We start from the raw sequence: 19,231 nt of genomic DNA, 5'->3' as shown, positions 1-19,231 counted from the left end.
GAGGGTTCCCCGCGCCTCTTACTGGTAGGGCAGCGCCAGACTGCTGACAGGCTTTTGCGCCAACCCGCGCAACACCAATGGACCGGTCCGCCTCGCCCGCATAAGGTCCGCGCCATGAGCACGACCGCACCCGATCTGAAGCCCGGCGACCATCTCTTCCTGGTCGATGGCTCGAACTTCATCTTCCGCGCCTATTTCCAGTCGATCAACCAGGACCGGAAATACCTCTCGCGCTCGGATGGCCTGCCCTCGGGCGCAGTCCGGCTCTTCGCCACAAAGCTCTTCCAGTTCGTGCGCGAGGGCGTGCTCGGCGTGAAGCCGACCCATCTCGCCATCATCTTCGACAAGTCCGAGAACTCGTTCCGCAAGACGCTCTATCCCGCCTACAAGGGCAACCGCTCCGAGCCGCCGGCCGATCTGATCCCGCAATTTCCGCTGATGCGCGAAGCCGTGCGCGCCTTCGGGCTGATCCCGGTCGAGCAGGACGTCTACGAGGCCGACGACCTGATCGCGACCTATGCCAAGCAGGCGCGCGAGGCCGGGGCCGACGTGCTGATCGTCTCGGCCGACAAGGACCTGATGCAGCTCGTCAGGCCGGGCGTCGCCATGTACGACCCCGCCTCGGGCGACGCCAAGAAGGGCGCAGGCTTCCGGGCGGAGCGGCGTATCGGCGAGCCCGAAGTGGTCGAATATTTCGGCGTCATGCCCAATAAGGTCGTCGACGTGCAGGCGCTGGCGGGCGACGCCACCGACAACGTGCCGGGCGCGCCGGGCATCGGCATCAAGACGGCGGCGCAGCTGATCGGGGAATTCGGCGACATCGAGACGCTGCTGGCGCGGGCCGGCGAGATCAAGCAGCCCAAGCGCCGGGAGACGCTGACCAATCCCGAGGTGATCGAGAAAATCCGCATCTCGCACAAGCTGGTGACGCTGGTCGACGACGTCGCGGTCGAGACGCCGCTCTCGCATCTGACGCTCGGCCAGCCCGACCCGGCCAGGCTCGTCGCCTTCCTCAAGGCGATGGAGTTCACCACCATCACCAAGCGCGTCTCCGAGGCCTACGAGGTCGATGTCTCCGCCGTCGAGGCCGATGCGGCGCTGGCGCCCGGCGGCTCGCGCGCGGCCGAGTTGAAGGCGCTCTATGTCGGCGGTGATGCCGTCGCAACATTCGCCGCCGCCCCAGTAGCAGCAAACGAGGGCGCGCCGGTCGCAAACGGCGCCGTCCCGGCCACGGCCTCCGTCTCCGCGGACGGACTGATGACGCCCGCGGATCTGGTGGCGCAGCGCCGCGACGAGGTGGCCAAGCTGCCGGTCGACCGCTCGACCTATGAATGCGTGCGCAGTTTGGCCGACCTCACCCGCTGGATCGGCTGGGCCTATGAAGCCGGCTACGTTGCGCTGGACACCGAGACCAATTCGCTCGACGCCATGCAGGCCGACCTCGTCGGCATCTCGCTCGCGGTCGCGCCCGGCAAGGCCTGCTACATCCCGCTGCAGCATCGCGGCGGCACCGACCTGTTCGGCGGCGGCATGGTCGAGGGCCAGATTCCGCTCACCGACGTGGTGACGGCGCTGAAGCCCCTTCTCGCAGATGCAAGCATCCTCAAGATCGGCCAGAACCTGAAATACGACCTGCTGATCCTCGAACGGCACGGCCTGACCGTGTTCCCGGTCGAGGACACGATGCTGATCTCCTATGCGCTCGATGCCGGCCGGAACAACCACGGCATGGACCGCCTCTCCGAGCTGCATCTCGGCCACAAGACGATCCCCTATTCCGAGGTCGCCGGCACCGGCAAGGCGCAGATCACCTTCGACAAGGTCGAACTCGACAAGGCGACCGCCTATGCCGCCGAGGATGCCGACGTCACGCTGCGCCTGTGGCGAGCGCTGAAGCCGCGGCTCGCGGCCGAGGGCAAGACCGGCGTCTACGAGGTGCTGGAGCGGCCGCTGGTCGACGTGCTCGCCAAGATGGAGCGGCGCGGCATCGCCATCGACCGGCAGATCCTGTCGCGTCTCTCCGGCGATTTCGCGCAGGGGCTGGCGCGGCTGGAGGACGAGATCTACACGCTCGCCGGCGAAAAATTCACGATCGGCTCGCCCAAGCAGCTCGGCGACATCCTGTTCGGCAAGATGGGCCTGGCCGGCGCGCAGAAGACCGCGACCGGGCAGTGGGCGACCGGCGCCGGCGTGCTGGAGGACCTGGCCGAGCAGGGCCACGAGCTGCCCGCGAAGATCCTGGAATGGCGCCAGCTCGCCAAGCTGAAATCGACCTATACCGACTCGCTGCCGGGCTATGTGAACCCGCAGACCCATCGCGTGCATACGTCTTACGCTTTGGCTGCGACGACCACCGGCCGGCTCTCCTCCTCCGAGCCGAACCTGCAGAACATCCCGATCCGCACCGAGGCCGGCCGCAAGATCAGGACCGCCTTCGTCGCCGAGAAGGGCCACAAGCTGATCTCGGCCGACTACAGCCAGATCGAGCTGCGCATCCTCGCCCATATCGCCGACATCCCGCAACTCCGGCAGGCCTTCGCCGATGGCGTCGACATCCACGCGATGACCGCGTCCGAGATGTTCGGCGTACCCGTCGCGGGCATGCCGAGCGAGGTGCGCCGCCGGGCCAAGGCGATCAATTTCGGCATCATCTACGGCATCTCGGCCTTCGGCCTCGCCAACCAGCTTGGCATCGGGCGCGAGGAGGCCGGCGCCTATATCCGCAAATATTTCGAGCGCTTCCCCGGCATCCGCGACTACATGGACCAGACCAAGACGGCGGTGCGCGCCAACGGGCTGGTGACCACGATCTTCGGCCGCGTCTGCCATTTCCCGGCGGTAGCCTCGAAGAACCCGTCCGAGCGCGCCTTCGTCGAGCGCCAGGCGATCAACGCGCCGATCCAAGGCTCGGCCGCCGACATCATCCGCCGCGCCATGGTGCGGATGGACGATGCACTGGCCGCCGCGAAGCTCGACGCGCGCATGCTGCTGCAAGTGCACGACGAACTGGTGTTCGAGGTGCCGGACGCCCAAGTCGAGGCGACCTTGCCGGTCATCACCAGGGTGATGGTCGACGCGCCGCACCCGGCCGTGCAGCTGCGCGTGCCGCTGCAGGTCGATGCCCGCGCCGCCGGCAACTGGGACGAGGCGCACTGAGGCTTCCAGCCGGGAGCGCCGGCCGGAACCTTCCCCAACGCCGAGCCGTTTAGGTCCTGACGCGCCCTTGAGCGTGGCGCGCGGGGGCCGGACCATGCTCAGCACATCTGCCTGGAAGCCGTTCCCACGCTATATGGCGGAGACCGAGACCGCCGAGGACACTGGCGAGGTCACGCCCTACGAGCACGACCTGATCCTGCGCTATGCGATCGTCGGCATCTTCGTCATCCTCGCCACCGCAGCGCTCTATCTCACGCGGGTCATCGCCCTGCCGGTGACGGCAGGCGTGATCTTCGGCCTCGTCCTGGGCCCGTCCGTCGATTGGCTGGTGCGCCGTGGCGTGCCGCAGCTTCTGGCGGCGGCGCTGATCGTCCTGCTCGGCGTGTTCGTGCTGCTGTCCGCCGTGACCGTGCTGGCGGTCCCCATCGCCGCCTGGAGCGACCAGTTCCCGGCGATGCTGGCGGCCTTGCGCGCCAAGCTCTCCGGCGTCTTCGCCTTCATGGAAGACTTCAAGAAGGCGACCGCCAGCCTCTCCGGCAAGGAGGGCGTCGAGCTCAACGTCTCCCAGGGCAATCCGCTGGTCGACATCGCGATGAGTTCCTCGACGGCCGCCGGCGGCCTGCTGATCTTCGTCGCGACCGTCTATTTCTGGCTCGCGACGCGCCGGCATCTCAAGGCCCGGGCGCTCAGGTTCTGCCTCGGGCGCAGCGCGCGGCGCTCGGCCGGCTCGTTCTTCCAGGAGATCGAGACCCGGGTGGCGCGCTATTTCGGCCTGGTCACGCTGATCAACTTCGGCATGGGCGTGCTGACGACGCTGATCGCCTGGCTGGCGGGCCTGCCCTTCCCGGTCTTCTGGGGTGCGATCGCCTTCCTGCTGAACTACCTCGCCTTCATCGGCCCGATCATCGTGGCGGTCATGCTGTTCGCGGCAGCCCTGCTCACCGCACCCCTGCTGATCAACGCGATCTGGCCAGCGGCGATCTACTATGTAATGCACCTCGTCGAGGGCAACGCGGTCACGCCGCTCTTCGTCGGCCGCGGGCTGACGATCTCGCCCTTCCTGATCTTCATCGCCTTCATCTTCTGGCTCTGGCTCTGGGGGCCGATCGGGGCCGTGCTGTCGACGCCGATCGTCCTGGTCGCACTGGTGGCGCAGGAGGAATTCGCCAGATACCGGCGAGCCCAGGCCGAAGAGTCCGACGCGGGCGGGCAGGCCGCGGGCAAGTCTGCTTGAACCTGGCGCGGAACCGGAGTTCCATTGGAACGTTGGCACTGCATGAACGCCGGGCTCCTCGGCGGGCACAGCATTTCACGCACAGGGGACGACAGACATGGCCACCACCGCCGCTTCCGCGAAACGCCAGGCGAGTGCCGCCGTCAAACGCGCCAAGGACGAGGCCGCCTCCGGCGCTGAGGATGTGGCCGAACGCGCCACGACGGCCGGGCGCCGCGCCAGCCGCGAGGCCGAGGCGCTGCAGGACAGCCTGATGCACAGCGCCGAGGAGCTGGTGGCCAATGTCAGCAGCAAGCTCAAGGCGGTCGGCGTCGATACCGACAAGATGGCCGATGTCGCCAAGGAACAGGCCACCGACCTGCAGCGCCTGATCGTCGAGGAGATCCGCGAGCGGCCGCTGCGCGCGCTCGGCTTGGCGGCGGCGGTCGGGCTGTTCGTCGGCTTCCTGTCGGCGCGCTGACCATGCTGGGGGGCCTGGGAGCGTTCATCGCGTCGGAAGTCGGCGGCGCAGTCAGGCGCAACGTCACGATCTACAGCCTTTACGGGCTCGCCGGCCTGCTCCTGTTCGGGGCGCTCGGCTTTGCGCTGGGCGCGCTGCATACGGCGCTTGCCGCCCACTACGGCTCGGTGTCGGCCAGCCTGATCATCGCCGGCGCGCTCTTGGTGCTGGCGCTGATCGCGTTCGGCGTTGCCGCCTATCTCAAGGGCCGGCCACGACCCTCCCGCCCGCTGGCGACGGCAGCGCTTGTCGGAGCGCCGATCGCCGCCAAGATGATGGGCTCGCGCATGGCTTGGCGCATGGGTTTGGCCGGCGCTGTCGTGGCGCTGGGCGCCGTGCTGGGCCGGCAGATCTTCAAGGCGACCGGCGGGAGCGGAGAAGACGAGGAGGCGTGAGAGACCGTTTGAGAGTTCTACCAGCGCGGCCGGCCAACGCGGTTGCCTGCGCTTCCGATGCTCGCGGACGAAAAGCCCGCGGCGCTCCGGTTCTCGACAACCACGCCAATCGGCTCACGCCAGCGAATTCTCAAATGGTCTCTGAGCGACTTTCCGTCACGGTAACCCGCGCATGGACTGGGCGCGTCTTTTTACGTAGGGATTGTCGACTCCGTCATTTATCACGGTGTCCATGCTCGCCCATGCAACGCAACGCGGTCGGTTGTCCTTGCTTCCGATGACGCAGCTCAGCGCGAGGCTGCGCTCCGCCACCACGACGATCGTCGCGATCGGCGTCGTCGGCGTGGCGATCGTGCTGGCCGCCTGGATCAACAGCTGGGCGATCGAAGCGGCGCGGCAGGTCTCGCTGTCCATCGAGATCCGCGAGCGGGCCGAGCGCTTCCTCGGCCATGTCCGCGACGCTGAGACCGGCCAGCGGGGCTATCTGCTGACTGGAGATGCCGCCTATCTGGCGCCGTTCACCAGCGGCCGCGCCGCCGCCATACCCGAACTCGACGCCCTGGAAGCTCTGGTCGGCAAGGACCGCCAGCAGAAGGAGCGGGCCGAAGTCGCGCGCACGCAGGCGACGCGCAAGCTCGCCGAACTCGAGACCACCGTCACGTTGATGCGCGAGGGCCGAAACAGCGCGGCGCTGGCGCTGATGCGCGCCGGCAGCGGCGTCGCGGCGATGGACGAGCTGCGTGGCACGATCCAGCAGATCCAGCTCGCCGAGAACATCCGGCTGGTCGCGCTCAACAACCGCGAGGAGCGGCGCCGGCTCTGGGCCAGCGCCGGCATCATCGTGGCGCTGGCTGGCCTCGCCTTCGCGGCCTGGCTGCAATTGCGCGCGCGCCAGCGCCGCAGCACCATGCTCGCCATGACCAATGCCGAGCTGGAGCAGATCGTCAGCGAGCGCACGCAGCAGCTCGAGGGCGAGCGCATCCGCATCGAGGCGCTGCTGCGCGACGTCAACCACCGCGTCGGCAACAACCTCGCCATGGTCTCGGCGCTGCTGAACGTGCAGAGCCGCCAGACCCGCGAGCCTGCCGTCAAGGCCGCGCTCGCGCAGGCGCAGTCGCGCATCCAGGCGATCGCCGCCGGCCAGCGCCGCCTGCGCCTGGACATCGAGACCGACGAGATCGACGCGCGGGCCTATCTGGAGGACCTGCTTACCGAGATCGGCAAGGCGGCGGAGGGGCGGCCGATCGAGATCACGCTCGACCTGGATGCGATCCGCCTGCCCGGGCGCGACGCCGTCTCCTTCGTGGTGATCGTCAACGAGCTCGTCACCAACGCAATCAAGCACGCCTTTCCCGGCACCATGCCCGGGCGGATCGTCATCGGCATGCGGCAGAACGGCGATGCCGAGAACGCGGCGCTCGTCCTGAGCGTCGAGGATGACGGCGTCGGCACGCCGGCCGAGCTCGAGACCAAGGGGCTCGGCCAGACCGTGATCGCCAGCCTGCTGCGCAGCATGCGCGCGACGATGGAGACGGATGCGGTCTCGCCCGGCGCCGAGCGGCCGGGCACGCGGGTGACGTTGATTTTCCCGAAGCGCTGATGACGGGCGGCCCGCGGCCGATGCCGCGTCAGTGGACCTTCAGCGCGCCCGAGACGAAGCTGACGATCTCGCGGGTCGAGAAGGGCTTGCGCAGGAAGCGCACGGCCCGCAGCGCCAGCGGCACGTCCGACGGCGTCGAGCCCGAGACGAAGGCGATCGGCGTGCCCTTGTCGAGCAGGCTGGCGGCGACGTCGAAGGTCTTGCCGCCGACCACGTCGATGTCGAGCAGGGCGCAGGAGAGAGGCGAGGCGGCGGCGCGGCGCGCCTCCTCGACGGATTCCACCACGATCAGCTCGGCACTGTCGCCAAGCTTCTCCATGACGGCGTATTCGATGTCCATGGCGATGAACGGATCGTCTTCGACTATCAGGATGCGGATGTCAGGCATCGAATCCGGCGTCCTTTCCTAGATCACGTCACCAAAAGCGGGAGCATGGCCTTTCGCGAGAAACCGGTTCCCACATTTCGCGCCATGCTCGACTCAAAACTCGGCCCCAGGCGGGGGGAACGTCGCAGATATGGCGTTGTTCCGGCCCGCGAGCGGTGGGCGGGCCGAAAGCATCAAATTAGACTAAACTTGCGCCAGGAAGGTTATCGAATCGTAACCATGGCGCGAAGGCCGGCCTCCGCGCAGGTTTTCGGCTAAAATTCAGAGCACGGCTTACGCGAAAACCCGGTGCCCGCTTTTTCGCACCATGCTCCAGGGCTCAGCGCCGGCGGCGCGGCGGCACCAGCGAGAGCTCGAAGCCGGTGACGCCGACGGCGACATTGTAGCCGCGGCGGCTCTGCAGGGAGAGGGGCTGAAGGGTTACCTCGTTGTTGACGCCGCCGACCAGGAAGTTGCCGGAGCCACCCGACGCGCCGGCCGAAGCACCCGCGGCCGCGCCGGCATAGGTGCCGGCAAGGGCGCCGAGCGGTGCGCGCGCATAGGGTCCGTAGACGCGCCAGGACATGGTGCTGCGCCGGATCGTGCCGACATCGAGGCCGAAGCTGCGAACCACGCCGCTATAGGCCTGCACGGGCCCGCGGCGCGGCGAAAAGCGGCATTCCATCGGGCGCTGCGAGGTCACGACCAGCCCGAGGCCGGGGCCGACACTGCAAGAAAGCCGGCCGGCGGGAGCACCCGTCTGAGCCTGAGCCATGGTGGGCGCTGCGCCGAAAGCGGCGAAGGCAAACGCGACCGCGGTCGCGACATTGGCAATCCGATGGCTCATCACGAATCTCCTAGACAAGATGGTTACCTGAAAACGCCGCATTCGCTCCACAGTTCCTAACCAATCTGGAACCCCAGCGGAGATCATACGTTAACATTCTACTTCGGCCGGAAATCCAGATGTCCATCCGTACCCCCCAAGCCCCGTACGCAAAACCCCTGCCGATGCAGCGCGGCCAGGACGAACTTCCGCCCTTCTGGGAGCTGGAAGACCTGATCGCGTCGGGGCTGGACGGGGATGCGGCCCTTGCCGTCCTGGCGCTCCGCCGGGAGCGACGCGAGCGCAGCCGGACCAGATCCCTCCCGCCTGACCTCTCCGAGCCCGCCCTCCCCGCCAGTGTCGACGACCTCTCGGACATCGTCTTCTAGCCCATCGCCGTCCTTATTGGCAGAATCGTGTCGAGGCCGAGCGCCGCGCCTGGATATCGACGTGCAGGTGGTTGGCGTGGGCGGCGTCCGAGCCCGGCCCGAGGCTGGTCGAGAAGGCGCCGCAGGCCGAATGGCGCACCGCCTGGACGAAGCGGCCCTGCGCCAGGCCGTCATGTTTCTCCACCACCACGTCGAAGCCACCGGCCTTCGGCTCCCCGACCGTAAAGGCGAAGATGTCGAGCGCCCGGCCGGTCGCATGCTCGCTGACCGGCCCGGCGCTTTGCCGGTTGCGGCGGCGGCATTCATAGCCGCCGCCGACCCGCAGGCGCGACAGCTCCTTGCCGAAATGGCCGCGCACCAGCGGCTCCAGGCTGCCGTCGAGCCAATCGGCCAGCGTGCGCGCCATGTCGCAGCCGATCGTAACGGGCGGATTGAAGGCGACCTCCCCCGGACCATCCGCCTTGCGAACGGCGAGCGCCTCGACCGTGACGGCGTCAGTGATCTGACAGGCCGGATCGGCTGACGAGACCGACTTCGGCTCGGCCGGGCGAACGCGGTTGCCCGGCACCGACGCAAGCGCGCGCAGGCATGCGCTTCCCGCCGGGTTCGCGGTTTCGCTGGAGGGCTCGACGACAATTTGATGTCCGCGCTCCGGCGCTGGAGGCGGGGCCGCAGGCAGCTGCGGCCGGGCGAACTCGGGCGGGCGCACAGGTGGCAAAGGGGCGGGCGCAGGACGGGGCGCTGCTCCGGCCGCGCTCAGGCTCAACGCCATGAAGATAGCGCCCGTTCCAACGACCCTGGCGCTGGCTCGCAATCGCTTCATCCGCTCCGTCGCTTTTGCGCGAGGGCTCACGCCGCCGGCTTCGAGAAGGCAACGGCTTCACGCGGGAAGCTGTTCCGCCGGGAAGCATAAGGCCGGTTGGAAACCGGAACCTTTGCCGGCAGGCAACTGTTTCCCAAAGGCAGCGATTCGAACGTCGAGGGATATCCGATGGCCGGCTGGGCCGTGACTTTTCTGATCGTTGCGCTGGTTGCGGCGATGCTGGCCTTCGGCGGCGTGCCCGGGCTGGCCGTATCGGTCGCGCGGGTGATGTTCGCGATGGCGCTCGCAGCTGCGGCGTTGACCGGGTTGATCGCCTTGCTACGCAAGCCCCGGTGAATCCGGCGGCGCAACGCGGCAAGCGAAGGGACGGGGATGTGAGAGTGGATGAGATGCGTTGGGTCGGGCTCGCGATGGTGGTGCTGCCGTTTCCTGTGCTGCTCGTGATCTACTTCATGGGTTGGTGACGCGGCCTCGACATCAAAAACCCGCGGCCCGAAGGCCGCGGGTTGAAAAAACATCAGAAAATTGGTCAGGCCGCCTTGCGGCCGGCGCGCCGGTCGAAGAACAGCGCCTGGCTGATCGCGGCCTTCACCGCCTCTGGCTGGAACGGCTTGGTGATCAGGAAGGCCGGCTCCGGCCGGTCGCCGGTCAGGAGGCGCTCGGGATAGGCGGTGATGAAGATCACGGGAACGTCGATGGCGGCGAGGATCTCGTTCACCGCGTCCAGCCCCGAGCTGCCATCGGCGAGCTGGATATCGGCCAATACGAGGCCGGGCCGCTTCTTGGCCACCGAGGCGATCGCCTCGCGGTGCGTGCGGGCGACGCCGGTCACGGTATGGCCGAGCTCCTCGACCATGGTCTCGATGTCGAGCGCGATGATCGGCTCGTCCTCGATGATCAGCACGTCGGTCGCGACCTGCTCGGCGATCTCCTGGCCGGCAAGCTGCACGAGGTTGGCCGCCTCGGCCGCAGAGACCTCCATGATCGACGCGACGTCCTCGATCGAGAAGCCCTCGACCGTGCGCAGCAGGAAGGCCTGGCGCGGGCGCGGCGTCAGCGCCTCGAGGTTGCGCTCGGCGGAGGAGCGCTCGAACCCCGAGGTTGCGGCGTTGATGTTGAGGCCCACCGACGACCAGAGCTTCAGGAAGGTCCGGTACAGGCCGATGCGGGAATTGACGTCGCGCGGGAAGACGCTGGGATCGACGACAAGCGCTTCCAGCATCGCCACCACATAGGCGTCGCCACTTGCTTGCGTGCCGCTGAGTGCCCGGCCGAAGCGACGCAGATAAGGCAGATTCGGCGCAATTTCTTTCGCAATCGACATGGATACGTCCTTTTTAAACTGCCGAAAATGAGCACCGGGAACGGCTTTCTGACAAGCGATTTATTTTTTGTTCCGGCGGGAACTTTTCCGGAAACCGACCGTTACTTTGGCCGGATGAGTGTCGGTACGCACAGCCTTTAGAATCGGTCTTGACCGCCCGGGGCGAACGGCGACTGAATAGTGAAATATCAACGGGACCCGTGCCAAAAGCGGGCCTGCGAGCGGGCGTGAGGGCAAGATGAGCAACGCGGATCTGGGGATGACGGAGCCCGACCGGGGCGACGAGCAGGAGCCGGTCCTGGACCCGAAGGTCCAGGAATCGATCGGCCGGTCGCTGAAGGCTCATTATGACGACCTCGTGAGCGCCCCGATTCCCGACAAATTTCTGGTCCTGCTGGCGCAGTTGGAAGCACAGGAACAACGTGCGTCCGCCGGAGGAACGTCCGATGAGCGCCTCTGACTTCAAGGACGGGCTGATCAAGGAGATCCCGAACCTGCGAGCCTTCGCGGCCTCGCTGTCGGGCTCGATGCAGCTCGCCGACGACCTGGTCCAGGACACCTTGCTGAAGGCCTGGGGCAATTCCGACAAGTTCGAGCCGGGCACGAGCCTGCGCGCCTGGCTCTTCACCATCCTGCGCAACACCTACTACTCGCTCTACCGCAAGCGCGGGCGGGAGGTGCAGGATTCCGAGGGCACCTATGCCGAGCGCATCGCCGTGCACGGCAACCAGGAGAGCCATCTCGACCTGGCCGATTTCCGCAAGGCGCTGGCAAAGCTGCCGGAGGAGCAGCGCGAGGTGCTGATCATGGTCGGCGCCACCGGGCTGTCCTACGAGGAGGCGGCCGAGATCTGCGGCGTCGCCATCGGGACGATCAAGAGCCGGGTCAATCGCGCCCGGACCAAGCTGGCCGAGCTTCTCTCCATCGGCGGTCTCGACGATCTCGGGCCTGACCGGCAGAGCGCGGCGGCCGTGCAGAGGACCGGGGCCGAAATCGTCAGACTCTGATGCGGCTGGCGCGGTTCAAGACCGTCAGAGGCCGGCTTCTGGCCCTGCTGGTCGCCATCGTCCTGCCGATCGCCTTCCTGACGGCGATCGCCGCGATCACGACCTATCGGACGGTCATCGCCTCGATCCAGTCCTTCCAGGCGCGCACGGCGGATGATTTCGCGGTGCGCACGCGCGTCTGGTATCGCGGCGCACTGCGCTCGCTGCTGGCGACGGGGACGACGCTCGCCGCCATGAAGACGGGCGATGGCGATTGCGGGCAGATCGAGCGCGAGATGCTCACGCAGATCGCCGGCTACCGCGCCGTCCATATCAGGATGCGCGACGGGCGGATTTGCTCGGCCTCGCTCGACGACCGGATCAGCACGGCCGATCTGGATTCCTCGGCGGAAGGCCTGAAGGGGCGGCAGGTGATCCAGGTCTGGGGCGGCACCGAGCTTGCCCGGGCGCGCTACGACCAGATCCGCGTGGGAGGTCAGCGCTACCTGGCGGTCTACGCGCAGAACACCACGGCCGGCCCGATGCAGGACGCGCTGCTGCTCGTCGACCCCGATCTGCTGAACCAGGTCTTCGACGTCAGCGGCAGCGATAGCGGCATTGCCGTCGCGCTGGTGAATCGCGGCGGCGATGTCATCACCAGCCGCGGGGTGGACGAGCAGGACGATTCCTGGCTCCCGGCACAGGAGATCGTGCCCCAGCGCACCGAGCGGTGGGAAGCGCCGAACCGCAAGGGCGATATGCGCTCCTACGCGGCCCGGCTGGTGGCCGAGCCGGACCTCTACGTCATCGCCAACTTCGACGACATGGCCGAGCGGGCGGCGCGGACGCAGTTCCTCGCCCTGCTGCTGACGCCGCTGCTGACGCTGGCGCTGCTCTGCTTCGTCTACCTGCGCGCCATCGACCGGCATTGCGTGCGCTGGCTGCGCGGCATCGAGGCCGCGGCGCGGGCCCGCGCGACGCTGTCGAGCGCGCGCGCCGCCGTCGCCGACGACATGCCGAGCGACATCCGCAGCGTCGCCGAGGCGTTCAACACCATGGTCGACGACCAGGAGGTGCGCCAGCGCCGGCTGCAGACCGCGCTCGACGACAACCGCTTCCTGGTGCGCGAGCTGCACCACCGGGTGAAGAACAGCCTGCAAGTCGTGCAGAGCTATATCGGCCTGTCCAAGCGCGACTATCGCGGCGAGGCGCGCCTCGCGCTCTCCGACGCCGAGTGCCGCGTCCACGTGCTCTCGGCCGCCTATCGCTTCACCCTGGCCGATGGCGAGATGCAGCCGGTGCGCGTCGACCTCTTCCTCGACGACGTCATGACGATGATCTTCAACCTGATCCGCCGCCGCGACCAATGGGTGACCAGCAAGATCGAGACGGTGTCCTCGCTTGCGGTCGACCGGATCATCCCGCTCGGCTTCATGATCGTCGACGTGGTCTCGCGCGCGCTCCGCAGCACGCCCGATGTCAGCATCATGGTGATGGTTGGCGATACCGACGCCGGGACGATCGAGATCACGATCGAAGCCGACCGCGCGATCACCTATAGCGAGCCGCCCAAGCTCTTCGCCGGGCTGCTGGCGCAGATCGAGGCCGTGCAGGTGAGGAAGCCGGAAGGGCGGGTGCTCGGCTCGTGGCGGGTGGTGCACCGGGGGTGACTACCCCACCAGCTCCGCCTGCTCGATGCTGACGCCGACGCTCAGGCCCAGGAAGGAGCCCGCCCGGCCGGTATAGCTGCCGGAGACCGGCGAGGCGTCCTCCGGCACGCGCGCCACCGCGACGCGCAGGAGCTGCCGGTCGGCGACGAGGTCATTGGTCGGGTCGAACTCGACCCAGCCGTCGCTGGGGATGAAGACATCGGCCCAGGCATGGGTCAGTCCGACCGCCGAGACGAGGTTGCCGCCCGCCATCGTCCGGTCATGGATATAGCCGGTGACGAAGCGCGCGGCGAAGCCCAGGCGCCGCGCCAGCTCGATGAAGAGCCAGGCATAGTCGCGGCAGGAGCCGCTGCCCCCGCGGATCGTGTCGGCCGGGTGCTGCGTGCCCTCGTCATAGCGCACCGCATAGCTCAGCCCGGTATAGATGGCGTGGGCCAGGTCGCGCAGGAGATGGCCGGAGCCCTGGCCGATGCGGGCGCTGAAATCGGCGAGCCATTGGTCGAGCACGCCGTCGGGATCGGCGGCGGCGAGGTCGAGATAGGGCTGGAGCACCGCATTCTCGGCCGGGCTGTAGGCGACGCCGGTCACGGCCGTCTCCGCTTCGACCTCGGAGCGCGGCAGGGCCGAGCCGAAGCGCTGGATCACGAGTTCGCTGACGATGTCGAGCGTGTCGGACGGCGCATCGAAATTCGCGACCGCGACCGAGTTGCCATAGGCGTCGTGCATCCAGCGCAGCCGCGCCCGCGGCGTGATCGTCAGCGCGGTGTCGACGACGCGCAGGTCGAAGCTGTCGCGCGGCCGCAGCATCAGCCGGTGCGGCCCGAACTGGACGGGCTCGGCATAGCGGTAGGTGGTGGCGTGGCGGATGCGCAGATACATGTCTCAACCTCTTACACGCCCGCCGCGACACAAAAAACAAGCCGCCCGGAGGCGGCTTATCAAGTGCGTCGCGCGAGGGGAGCGCTAGGTCGAGAACGCTGCGAAGGCGGAAAAGTTCCCGGGGCCAGGCTCAGCGCAGGATGGCGCGATCCGGATTCGCGAGATGCGCCTCCTGTGAGGTCGCGATCGCGCGCTTGGTGCGGTCGGCGGTGCGATGGGCCGGGTCGACTGAGGCGAACTCGGTCTCGGCCGGCAAGTTCTGGCGCTGCTTGAGCTGGGCGATCGTCGCCGAGCTCTGGTCGGCGGAGCCCTGGACGTCGGCGCCGAGGGTCAGCGCGCCGATGACGGCAGCCATGATTCCGAAGAAGGCGAAGGCGCGCCCGATGGGGGCAAGGCTGTCGTTCAACATACTGTCTCTCCCGACGCCATGATGACCGTGCGACGTCGCATGGTTTCCATCGGGAAGAACGTGATCTAACTCACAAAGTTCCGATTTTCCTGCATCACGGCAGCGCGAGCGTCAGGATTCCTCGTCATTGGCCGGCAGCCGGCTGCGGAACAGACGCCAGAGCGACTTGCCGAGGCGGCGCGAGGTCAGGTGCGCGCCCGCGAGCCGCTTCTCCAGCGTGATCTTGCGGTCGTGGAACTCCTCGAGGCCGGGGCGATGGCCGACGCTGATCATGGTCGACCGCGCCAGTTCCGCCTCGAACAGGCCGAGCAGCGAGTTCTGGCTGTCCTCGTCCAGCGCCGAGGTCGCCTCGTCCATGATGATGATGTCGGGCTTCTGGATCAGCAGGCGGGCGAAGGCGACGCGCTGACGCTCGCCGCCGGAGAGGATGCGGTCCCATTTGTCGTCCTCGTCCAGGCGCTTGGCGAGATAGGCGAGGCCGCAGCGCTTGAGCGCGGCGATGACGGTCTCGTCATCGGCCGGGCTCTGGGCCTCCGGGTAGAGCAGCACGGTGCGCAGGGTGCCCATCGGCAAATAGGGCTTCTGCGGCACGAAGGCGACGGTCTTGCCGCGCGGCAGGCTGATCGCGCCGGAGCCCCAGGGCCAGAGCCCGGCGAGCGCCCGGATCAAGGTCGACTTGCCGGTGCCGCTCTCGCCGACGATCAGCACCTTCTCGCCGAGGCCGATCACCACCGAGGCGTCGGCGATGACGACGCGGCCATTGCTGTGGGCCACCGAGAGGCTCTCGATGTGGATGGCGCCGTCGTCGCTCTCGCCGAGATGGATCTGCGTGTCGCTCTCCATGATGGTGCCGACGTCCAGGCCTTCCAAGGCCTCGGCCAGTTCGTCGACGCGGGTCACCGAGGCGAACCATTCGGCCAGCCTGACGAAATTGTCGACGAACCAGATCAGCGCCGCCTGCACCGCGCTGAAGGCCGCGACCACCTGCATGACGGCTCCTAACGTGACCTCGCCCGCGAGGTATTTCGGCGCGATCAGCAGCAGCGGCACGATCGGGAAGAGCGCTCCGTTGGTGTTGAGCACGAGCGCGATTACGCCCTGCTGGCGGACGACGCGCAGCCAGGCGGCGACGACGCGGCCGTAGTTCTCGCCGACGGAGGAGCGCTCGTCGGCATCGCCCTTGATCAACGCGATGCTCTCGGCGTTCTCGCGCAGGCGCGTCATCTCGGCGCGGAACTGGGCCTCGGCCTCGTTCTTGGCGGCGATGCGGCCGACCAGCGGCCTGCCGGTGACATAGGCCGCGAGCGAGGCGACGACCGCGTAAAGGATCGCGGCGAGCGCCATGTAGCTGGGAATGACGACCTGCATGCCGGCAAGCGTGAAATGGGCGGAGCCCGCGACCTGCCAGAGGATGGCAGCGAAGGTCGCGGCGGTGACGAAGGCGCTGATCAGCCCGATGGCGAACTCGGCGAGCGGCTCGATGGCGAGGCGGACATCCTCGGCGATGCGGTACTCGGGCGCCGCCTGCTCCTTCACGATGAACTGCATGCGGTAATAGCGCTGGTCCGCGATCCACCAGCCGGCGATGCGGTGGGTGAGGTATTCGCGCCAGCGCACCTGCAGCAGCATCCGGCTGATCACCACGCCCGACAAGGACAGCGCCGAGGCGGCGACCAGGACCGGCAGCCAGGCGACGACGCTCCAGACCGCGGCGACGTCGCGCTTGTCGAGCGCATCGAAGAACAACCTGTTCCAGGTGTTGATGCCGACGGCAGCGGCGAGCTGGGCGGCGATGAAGCCGAGCACCGTGATGGTGAGGAGCCAGGCGCGCAGCCGCGTCCCGCCCGTCCAGAATCGCAGCGCCAGGCGGAAGAAGCGGCGCATGCGCGAGCGTGCGGCGACAGGCGTCTCGGTCATGCTCTCGGGGCCCCTCCAGTCACGTCACGGTCGGACCAGGTCGCAGCGAGCCCGGCCCCAGACTTCTCGCGGTCCAGAGCCGCATTGCAGGAACGCCGGTGCGAGCAGCCCAGTTCCGGCCCTCGCGGAGATCATTACAGCGCGGCGCGCGGGAACAAGGCCACGACACCTGCGTTTGATGGGCACGATGTGGGGGAGTGCGTACAAAAGATGATCGGTCCCGGCAGCCAGCCCCGCCCTGGCGCGCCCTGCTTGGCATGCCCGCTCCGGCTCAGGCCCGCCTTCAAGGACAAATCCGACGAGGAGGTGCGCTTCATCCAGTCGATGAAGCTCGACCATCGCTGGCTGCCGGCCGGCGCCGACATCATCCACCCCGGCCAGGAGGATGCCGAGCTCTACACGCTCTTCTCCGGCTGGGCTTTCCGCTACAAATCGCTGCCGGACGGGCGGCGCCAGATCCTCAACATCCTGCTGCCGGGCGATCTCGCAGGCCTACAGGCCGCTCTGCTCAACGCCGCCCAGCACGGCATCGAGGCGCTGACCGATGTCGAACTCTGCGTCTTCCCGCGCAAGCGCGTCTGGGAGCTGTTCCAGCACCGGCCGGCCCTGTCCTACGAGATCGCCTGGCTCGGTTCGCGCGAGGAATGCCTGATCGACGAGAACCTGACCTCCGTCGGCCAGCGCAATGCCGGCGAGCGCATCGCGGCGCTGGTGATCTCGCTCTACCGGCGCGCCGAGGCGCTCGGGCTCGTGAGCGAGAACAGCTTCGAGTTCCCGCTCAAGCAGCAGCAATTCGCCGATGCGCTCGGGCTCTCGCTCGTCCACACCAACAAGACCTGGGCGAAGCTGCGCCGCGCCGGGCTGTTCTCGATCGCCAATGGCCGGCTGACCCTGCTCAACCCGCGCCTGACCGAGCGAATGGCGCTGCTCTTCGACGAAGCGCCGGTCCACAGGCCGTTGATTTAACGGCGGATTGGCCGGGCCCATCTCATTCCGCCCTTGAACGGCCTCATTCCGGCGGCTAACGTCGCGCCGCTGGCGAAGAACCGGCCCGACGTGCGTTTGCGCTGCCGGCGGCAAGAGGCCTTTGATGACACGCTCTTCGACCCCACGGGCGCCCCGCTCGCTTGCCTCCCGCTTCGGCCAATCCAGCGTTGCCGCGCGAATCGAAGGCGAGATGCGGGTCACCGCCGCCGAATTGGTCGACAGCGTGGCCGAAGCCCGGCTCAAGGTCGCCGCCGTGCGCTTCAAGGTCGAGGACGAGTTCCGCAGCCATGCCGGCAAGCTGAAGACGCGGGTGACGCGCGCGGCCGGCGAGGCCAAGGCCAAGCTCGGCGACGATGCCCGCTTCCTCAAGTCCTGGATCGACGCGCCGCTGCGCACGGGATCGGTGACGCCGTCGAGCCCGTTCCTGGCCCGGCGCATGGCCTCCTTCGTCGATCCCGAGCAGCCAGGCCCGGTGATCGAGATCGGCCCCGGCACCGGCCCCGTCACCGAGGCGCTGATCGAGCGCGGCGTCGATGAATCCAGGCTGATCCTGGTCGAGTACAGCCCGGAATTCTGCAAGCTGCTGCGCGAGCGCTTCCCGCGCGCCACCGTGGTCGAAGGCGATGCCTACGCGCTCTCGACGACGCTGAAGGACCATCTGGGCGAGAAGGCGATCGCGATCGTCTCCAGCCTGCCGCTGTTCACGCGGCCGCCGGCCGTGCGCAGCGCGCTGGTCAAGGACGCGTTCACGCTCGTCGTCGAAGGGGCGCCCTTCATCCAGTTCACCTATTCGGTGATCTCGCCGGTGCAGCGCAAGGGCTCGGGCTTGAAGGCCTTCGTCTCGGACTGGGTGCTGCGCAACATCCCGCCGGCGCGCGTCTGGGTCTACCGCCAGCACGTCTGAGCCGCCTCGCTCAAAGACTGCCGCTCACAGCATCGTGCCATTGCATCTGCGCAATCGCCCTCTGGCGAGAGCGTGTCTTGGTGGCGCGGCTGCAAAGCCTTAGACCTCTCCCGGCAGGTTTCCTCCTGCCCCGATATTCCGAGAGGCAACGATGTCCGCTCCCAAGATTCTTGTTTTCGCCGGCTCCTGGCGCGAGGGTTCGCTCAACACCAAGCTGGCCACCCTGGCGGCCAGGAAGCTCCGGGCGGCCGGCGCCGAGGTGAGGCAGATCTCGCTCGGCGACTATCCGCTGCCGCTGGTCGACGCCACCGGCTTCGGCAACGCCCCCCAGGCCGCGCATGACCTGCGGGCGCTGATCGACGCCCATGACGGGCTCTACATCGCCAGCCCGGAATACAATGCCGGCTACGCTCCGGCGCTGAAGAACGCGCTCGACTGGGCCTCGACCGCCAAGCCCGGCGCTCCCGCCTCCGGCCTTGCCGGCAAGGTCGTGGCGCTCGGCGGCGCCTCGCCCGGCGCGCTCGGCGCCTATCGCGGCCTGACCCAGCTCCGGACCTCGCTGGAGCTCGGCTTCGGCGCGCTGCTGGTGCCCGAGATGGTCGCCGTCGGCCTGGCCGACAAGGCCTTCGATGGGGACGGCGAGCTCACCGACGCACGCAGCAGCGGCTTCCTCGACGCGCAGGTGGCGCGGCTGGTCAAGCTCGCCGGCAAGGGCGTCTGAACGGCGGCCTCGGCACGGCTGGGACATAAGCGCGCGGCCGTGCGATTCCTGAAAAGATAACGATGGGTCATACAGAATCGTAACGCCTGCGATCTATCAGCCGATCAGGATTGCCGGCCCACTGCCTGCAACCTGAACGCGAGGC

20 protein-coding genes are annotated in these 19,231 nt (G+C 67.9%); 13 read left to right on the top strand and 7 right to left on the bottom strand.

Annotated features, from left to right (window positions below):
• The first annotated feature begins 114 nt into the window (after positions 1 to 114).
• The 5 genes from polA to DWF00_RS01345 all read left to right on the top strand — a co-directional run bounded on the left by polA (position 115) and on the right by DWF00_RS01345 (position 6,884).
• Positions 115 to 3,156, top strand: coding sequence for a DNA polymerase I (gene polA, locus DWF00_RS01365; RefSeq protein ID WP_114828736.1), 3,042 nt, complete (start codon positions 115 to 117; stop codon positions 3,154 to 3,156).
• A gap of 94 nt (positions 3,157 to 3,250) precedes the next feature.
• Entirely contained in the window at positions 3,251 to 4,390 is a 1,140-nt protein-coding gene (locus DWF00_RS01360; protein WP_181832581.1) for an AI-2E family transporter, read from the top strand.
• A 97-nt stretch (positions 4,391 to 4,487) separates the two neighbouring features.
• A complete protein-coding gene (locus tag DWF00_RS01355) occupies positions 4,488 to 4,850 on the top strand; it encodes a DUF883 C-terminal domain-containing protein (RefSeq protein ID WP_114828734.1) in 363 nt (120 codons plus the stop codon).
• A 2-nt stretch (positions 4,851 to 4,852) separates the two neighbouring features.
• Positions 4,853 to 5,284 carry a hypothetical protein gene (locus tag DWF00_RS01350; RefSeq protein WP_114828733.1) on the top strand — a complete coding sequence of 144 codons (432 nt, stop codon included), beginning with the start codon at positions 4,853 to 4,855 and terminating at the stop codon, positions 5,282 to 5,284.
• Positions 5,285 to 5,561: 277 nt separating this feature from the next.
• The gene (locus DWF00_RS01345) at positions 5,562 to 6,884 is read left to right on the top strand and encodes a sensor histidine kinase (RefSeq protein WP_181832580.1); all 1,323 of its coding nucleotides are present in this window, start codon (positions 5,562 to 5,564) and stop codon (positions 6,882 to 6,884) included.
• 28 nt (positions 6,885 to 6,912) lie between these two features.
• Here DWF00_RS01345 and DWF00_RS01340 read toward each other — a convergent pair whose 3' ends face one another.
• Together DWF00_RS01340 and DWF00_RS01335 are read right to left on the bottom strand one after the other, a co-directional pair.
• A complete protein-coding gene (locus DWF00_RS01340) occupies positions 6,913 to 7,272 on the bottom strand; it encodes a response regulator (protein ID WP_114828731.1) in 360 nt (119 codons plus the stop codon).
• Between the two features lie 319 nt (positions 7,273 to 7,591).
• The gene (locus tag DWF00_RS01335) at positions 7,592 to 8,098 is read right to left on the bottom strand and encodes a DUF992 domain-containing protein (protein ID WP_114828730.1); all 507 of its coding nucleotides are present in this window, start codon (positions 8,096 to 8,098) and stop codon (positions 7,592 to 7,594) included.
• A gap of 119 nt (positions 8,099 to 8,217) precedes the next feature.
• Between DWF00_RS01335 and DWF00_RS01330 the strand changes: the two genes are divergently transcribed.
• The gene (locus DWF00_RS01330; RefSeq protein WP_114828729.1) at positions 8,218 to 8,466 is read left to right on the top strand and encodes a hypothetical protein; all 249 of its coding nucleotides are present in this window, start codon (positions 8,218 to 8,220) and stop codon (positions 8,464 to 8,466) included.
• Positions 8,467 to 8,479: 13 nt separating this feature from the next.
• On the opposite strand, the gene DWF00_RS01325 is transcribed toward DWF00_RS01330, so the two are convergent.
• Entirely contained in the window at positions 8,480 to 9,238 is a 759-nt protein-coding gene (locus DWF00_RS01325) for an extensin-like domain-containing protein (protein WP_147283672.1), read from the bottom strand.
• Positions 9,239 to 9,385: 147 nt separating this feature from the next.
• On the opposite strand from DWF00_RS01325, the gene DWF00_RS01320 reads away from it, so the two are divergent.
• Positions 9,386 to 9,625, top strand: a complete 240-nt coding sequence (locus tag DWF00_RS01320; RefSeq protein ID WP_245973695.1) for a DUF1328 domain-containing protein — start codon at positions 9,386 to 9,388, stop codon at positions 9,623 to 9,625.
• A gap of 193 nt (positions 9,626 to 9,818) precedes the next feature.
• Here DWF00_RS01320 and DWF00_RS01315 read toward each other — a convergent pair whose 3' ends face one another.
• Positions 9,819 to 10,613 carry a response regulator gene (locus DWF00_RS01315; RefSeq protein WP_114828727.1) on the bottom strand — a complete coding sequence of 265 codons (795 nt, stop codon included), beginning with the start codon at positions 10,611 to 10,613 and terminating at the stop codon, positions 9,819 to 9,821.
• Between the two features lie 238 nt (positions 10,614 to 10,851).
• On the opposite strand from DWF00_RS01315, the gene DWF00_RS01310 reads away from it, so the two are divergent.
• The 3 genes from DWF00_RS01310 to DWF00_RS01300 are packed head-to-tail and all read left to right on the top strand — an operon-like array spanning position 10,852 to position 13,269.
• Positions 10,852 to 11,073 (top strand): NepR family anti-sigma factor, encoded by a 222-nt coding sequence (locus tag DWF00_RS01310; protein ID WP_245973694.1) that lies wholly within the window; start codon positions 10,852 to 10,854, stop codon positions 11,071 to 11,073.
• Positions 11,060 to 11,620 carry a sigma-70 family RNA polymerase sigma factor gene (locus DWF00_RS01305; protein WP_114828726.1) on the top strand — a complete coding sequence of 187 codons (561 nt, stop codon included), beginning with the start codon at positions 11,060 to 11,062 and terminating at the stop codon, positions 11,618 to 11,620. The genes DWF00_RS01310 and DWF00_RS01305 overlap by 14 nt, the downstream gene beginning before the upstream one ends.
• The gene (locus tag DWF00_RS01300) at positions 11,620 to 13,269 is read left to right on the top strand and encodes a sensor histidine kinase (protein ID WP_114828725.1); all 1,650 of its coding nucleotides are present in this window, start codon (positions 11,620 to 11,622) and stop codon (positions 13,267 to 13,269) included. The genes DWF00_RS01305 and DWF00_RS01300 overlap by 1 nt, the downstream gene beginning before the upstream one ends.
• On the opposite strand, the gene DWF00_RS01295 is transcribed toward DWF00_RS01300, so the two are convergent.
• The 3 genes from DWF00_RS01295 to DWF00_RS01285 all read right to left on the bottom strand — a co-directional run bounded on the left by DWF00_RS01295 (position 13,270) and on the right by DWF00_RS01285 (position 16,474).
• Complete coding sequence (locus tag DWF00_RS01295; RefSeq protein ID WP_114828724.1) at positions 13,270 to 14,148, bottom strand: transglutaminase family protein; 879 nt, start codon at positions 14,146 to 14,148, stop codon at positions 13,270 to 13,272.
• 130 nt (positions 14,149 to 14,278) lie between these two features.
• A complete protein-coding gene (locus DWF00_RS01290) occupies positions 14,279 to 14,557 on the bottom strand; it encodes a hypothetical protein (RefSeq protein WP_114828723.1) in 279 nt (92 codons plus the stop codon).
• Between the two features lie 111 nt (positions 14,558 to 14,668).
• Positions 14,669 to 16,474 (bottom strand): ABC transporter ATP-binding protein/permease, encoded by a 1,806-nt coding sequence (locus DWF00_RS01285; protein WP_114828722.1) that lies wholly within the window; start codon positions 16,472 to 16,474, stop codon positions 14,669 to 14,671.
• Between the two features lie 252 nt (positions 16,475 to 16,726).
• On the opposite strand from DWF00_RS01285, the gene DWF00_RS01280 reads away from it, so the two are divergent.
• The 3 genes from DWF00_RS01280 to DWF00_RS01270 all read left to right on the top strand — a co-directional run bounded on the left by DWF00_RS01280 (position 16,727) and on the right by DWF00_RS01270 (position 19,086).
• Positions 16,727 to 17,440 (top strand): Crp/Fnr family transcriptional regulator, encoded by a 714-nt coding sequence (locus DWF00_RS01280; protein WP_245973693.1) that lies wholly within the window; start codon positions 16,727 to 16,729, stop codon positions 17,438 to 17,440.
• A gap of 124 nt (positions 17,441 to 17,564) precedes the next feature.
• Positions 17,565 to 18,365: a class I SAM-dependent methyltransferase gene (locus DWF00_RS01275; protein WP_245973692.1), complete on the top strand. Its 801-nt coding sequence runs from the start codon at positions 17,565 to 17,567 to the stop codon at positions 18,363 to 18,365.
• 151 nt (positions 18,366 to 18,516) lie between these two features.
• On the top strand, positions 18,517 to 19,086 hold the full coding sequence (locus DWF00_RS01270) for an NADPH-dependent FMN reductase (RefSeq protein ID WP_114828719.1): 570 nt from the start codon (positions 18,517 to 18,519) through the stop codon (positions 19,084 to 19,086).
• Positions 19,087 to 19,231 lie beyond the last annotated feature (145 nt).

This window comes from Allobosea caraganae, from assembly GCF_003351345.1.
Lineage (GTDB): Bacteria > Pseudomonadota > Alphaproteobacteria > Rhizobiales > Beijerinckiaceae > Allobosea > Allobosea caraganae.
This window is presented reverse-complemented; position numbering and strand designations above follow the sequence as displayed.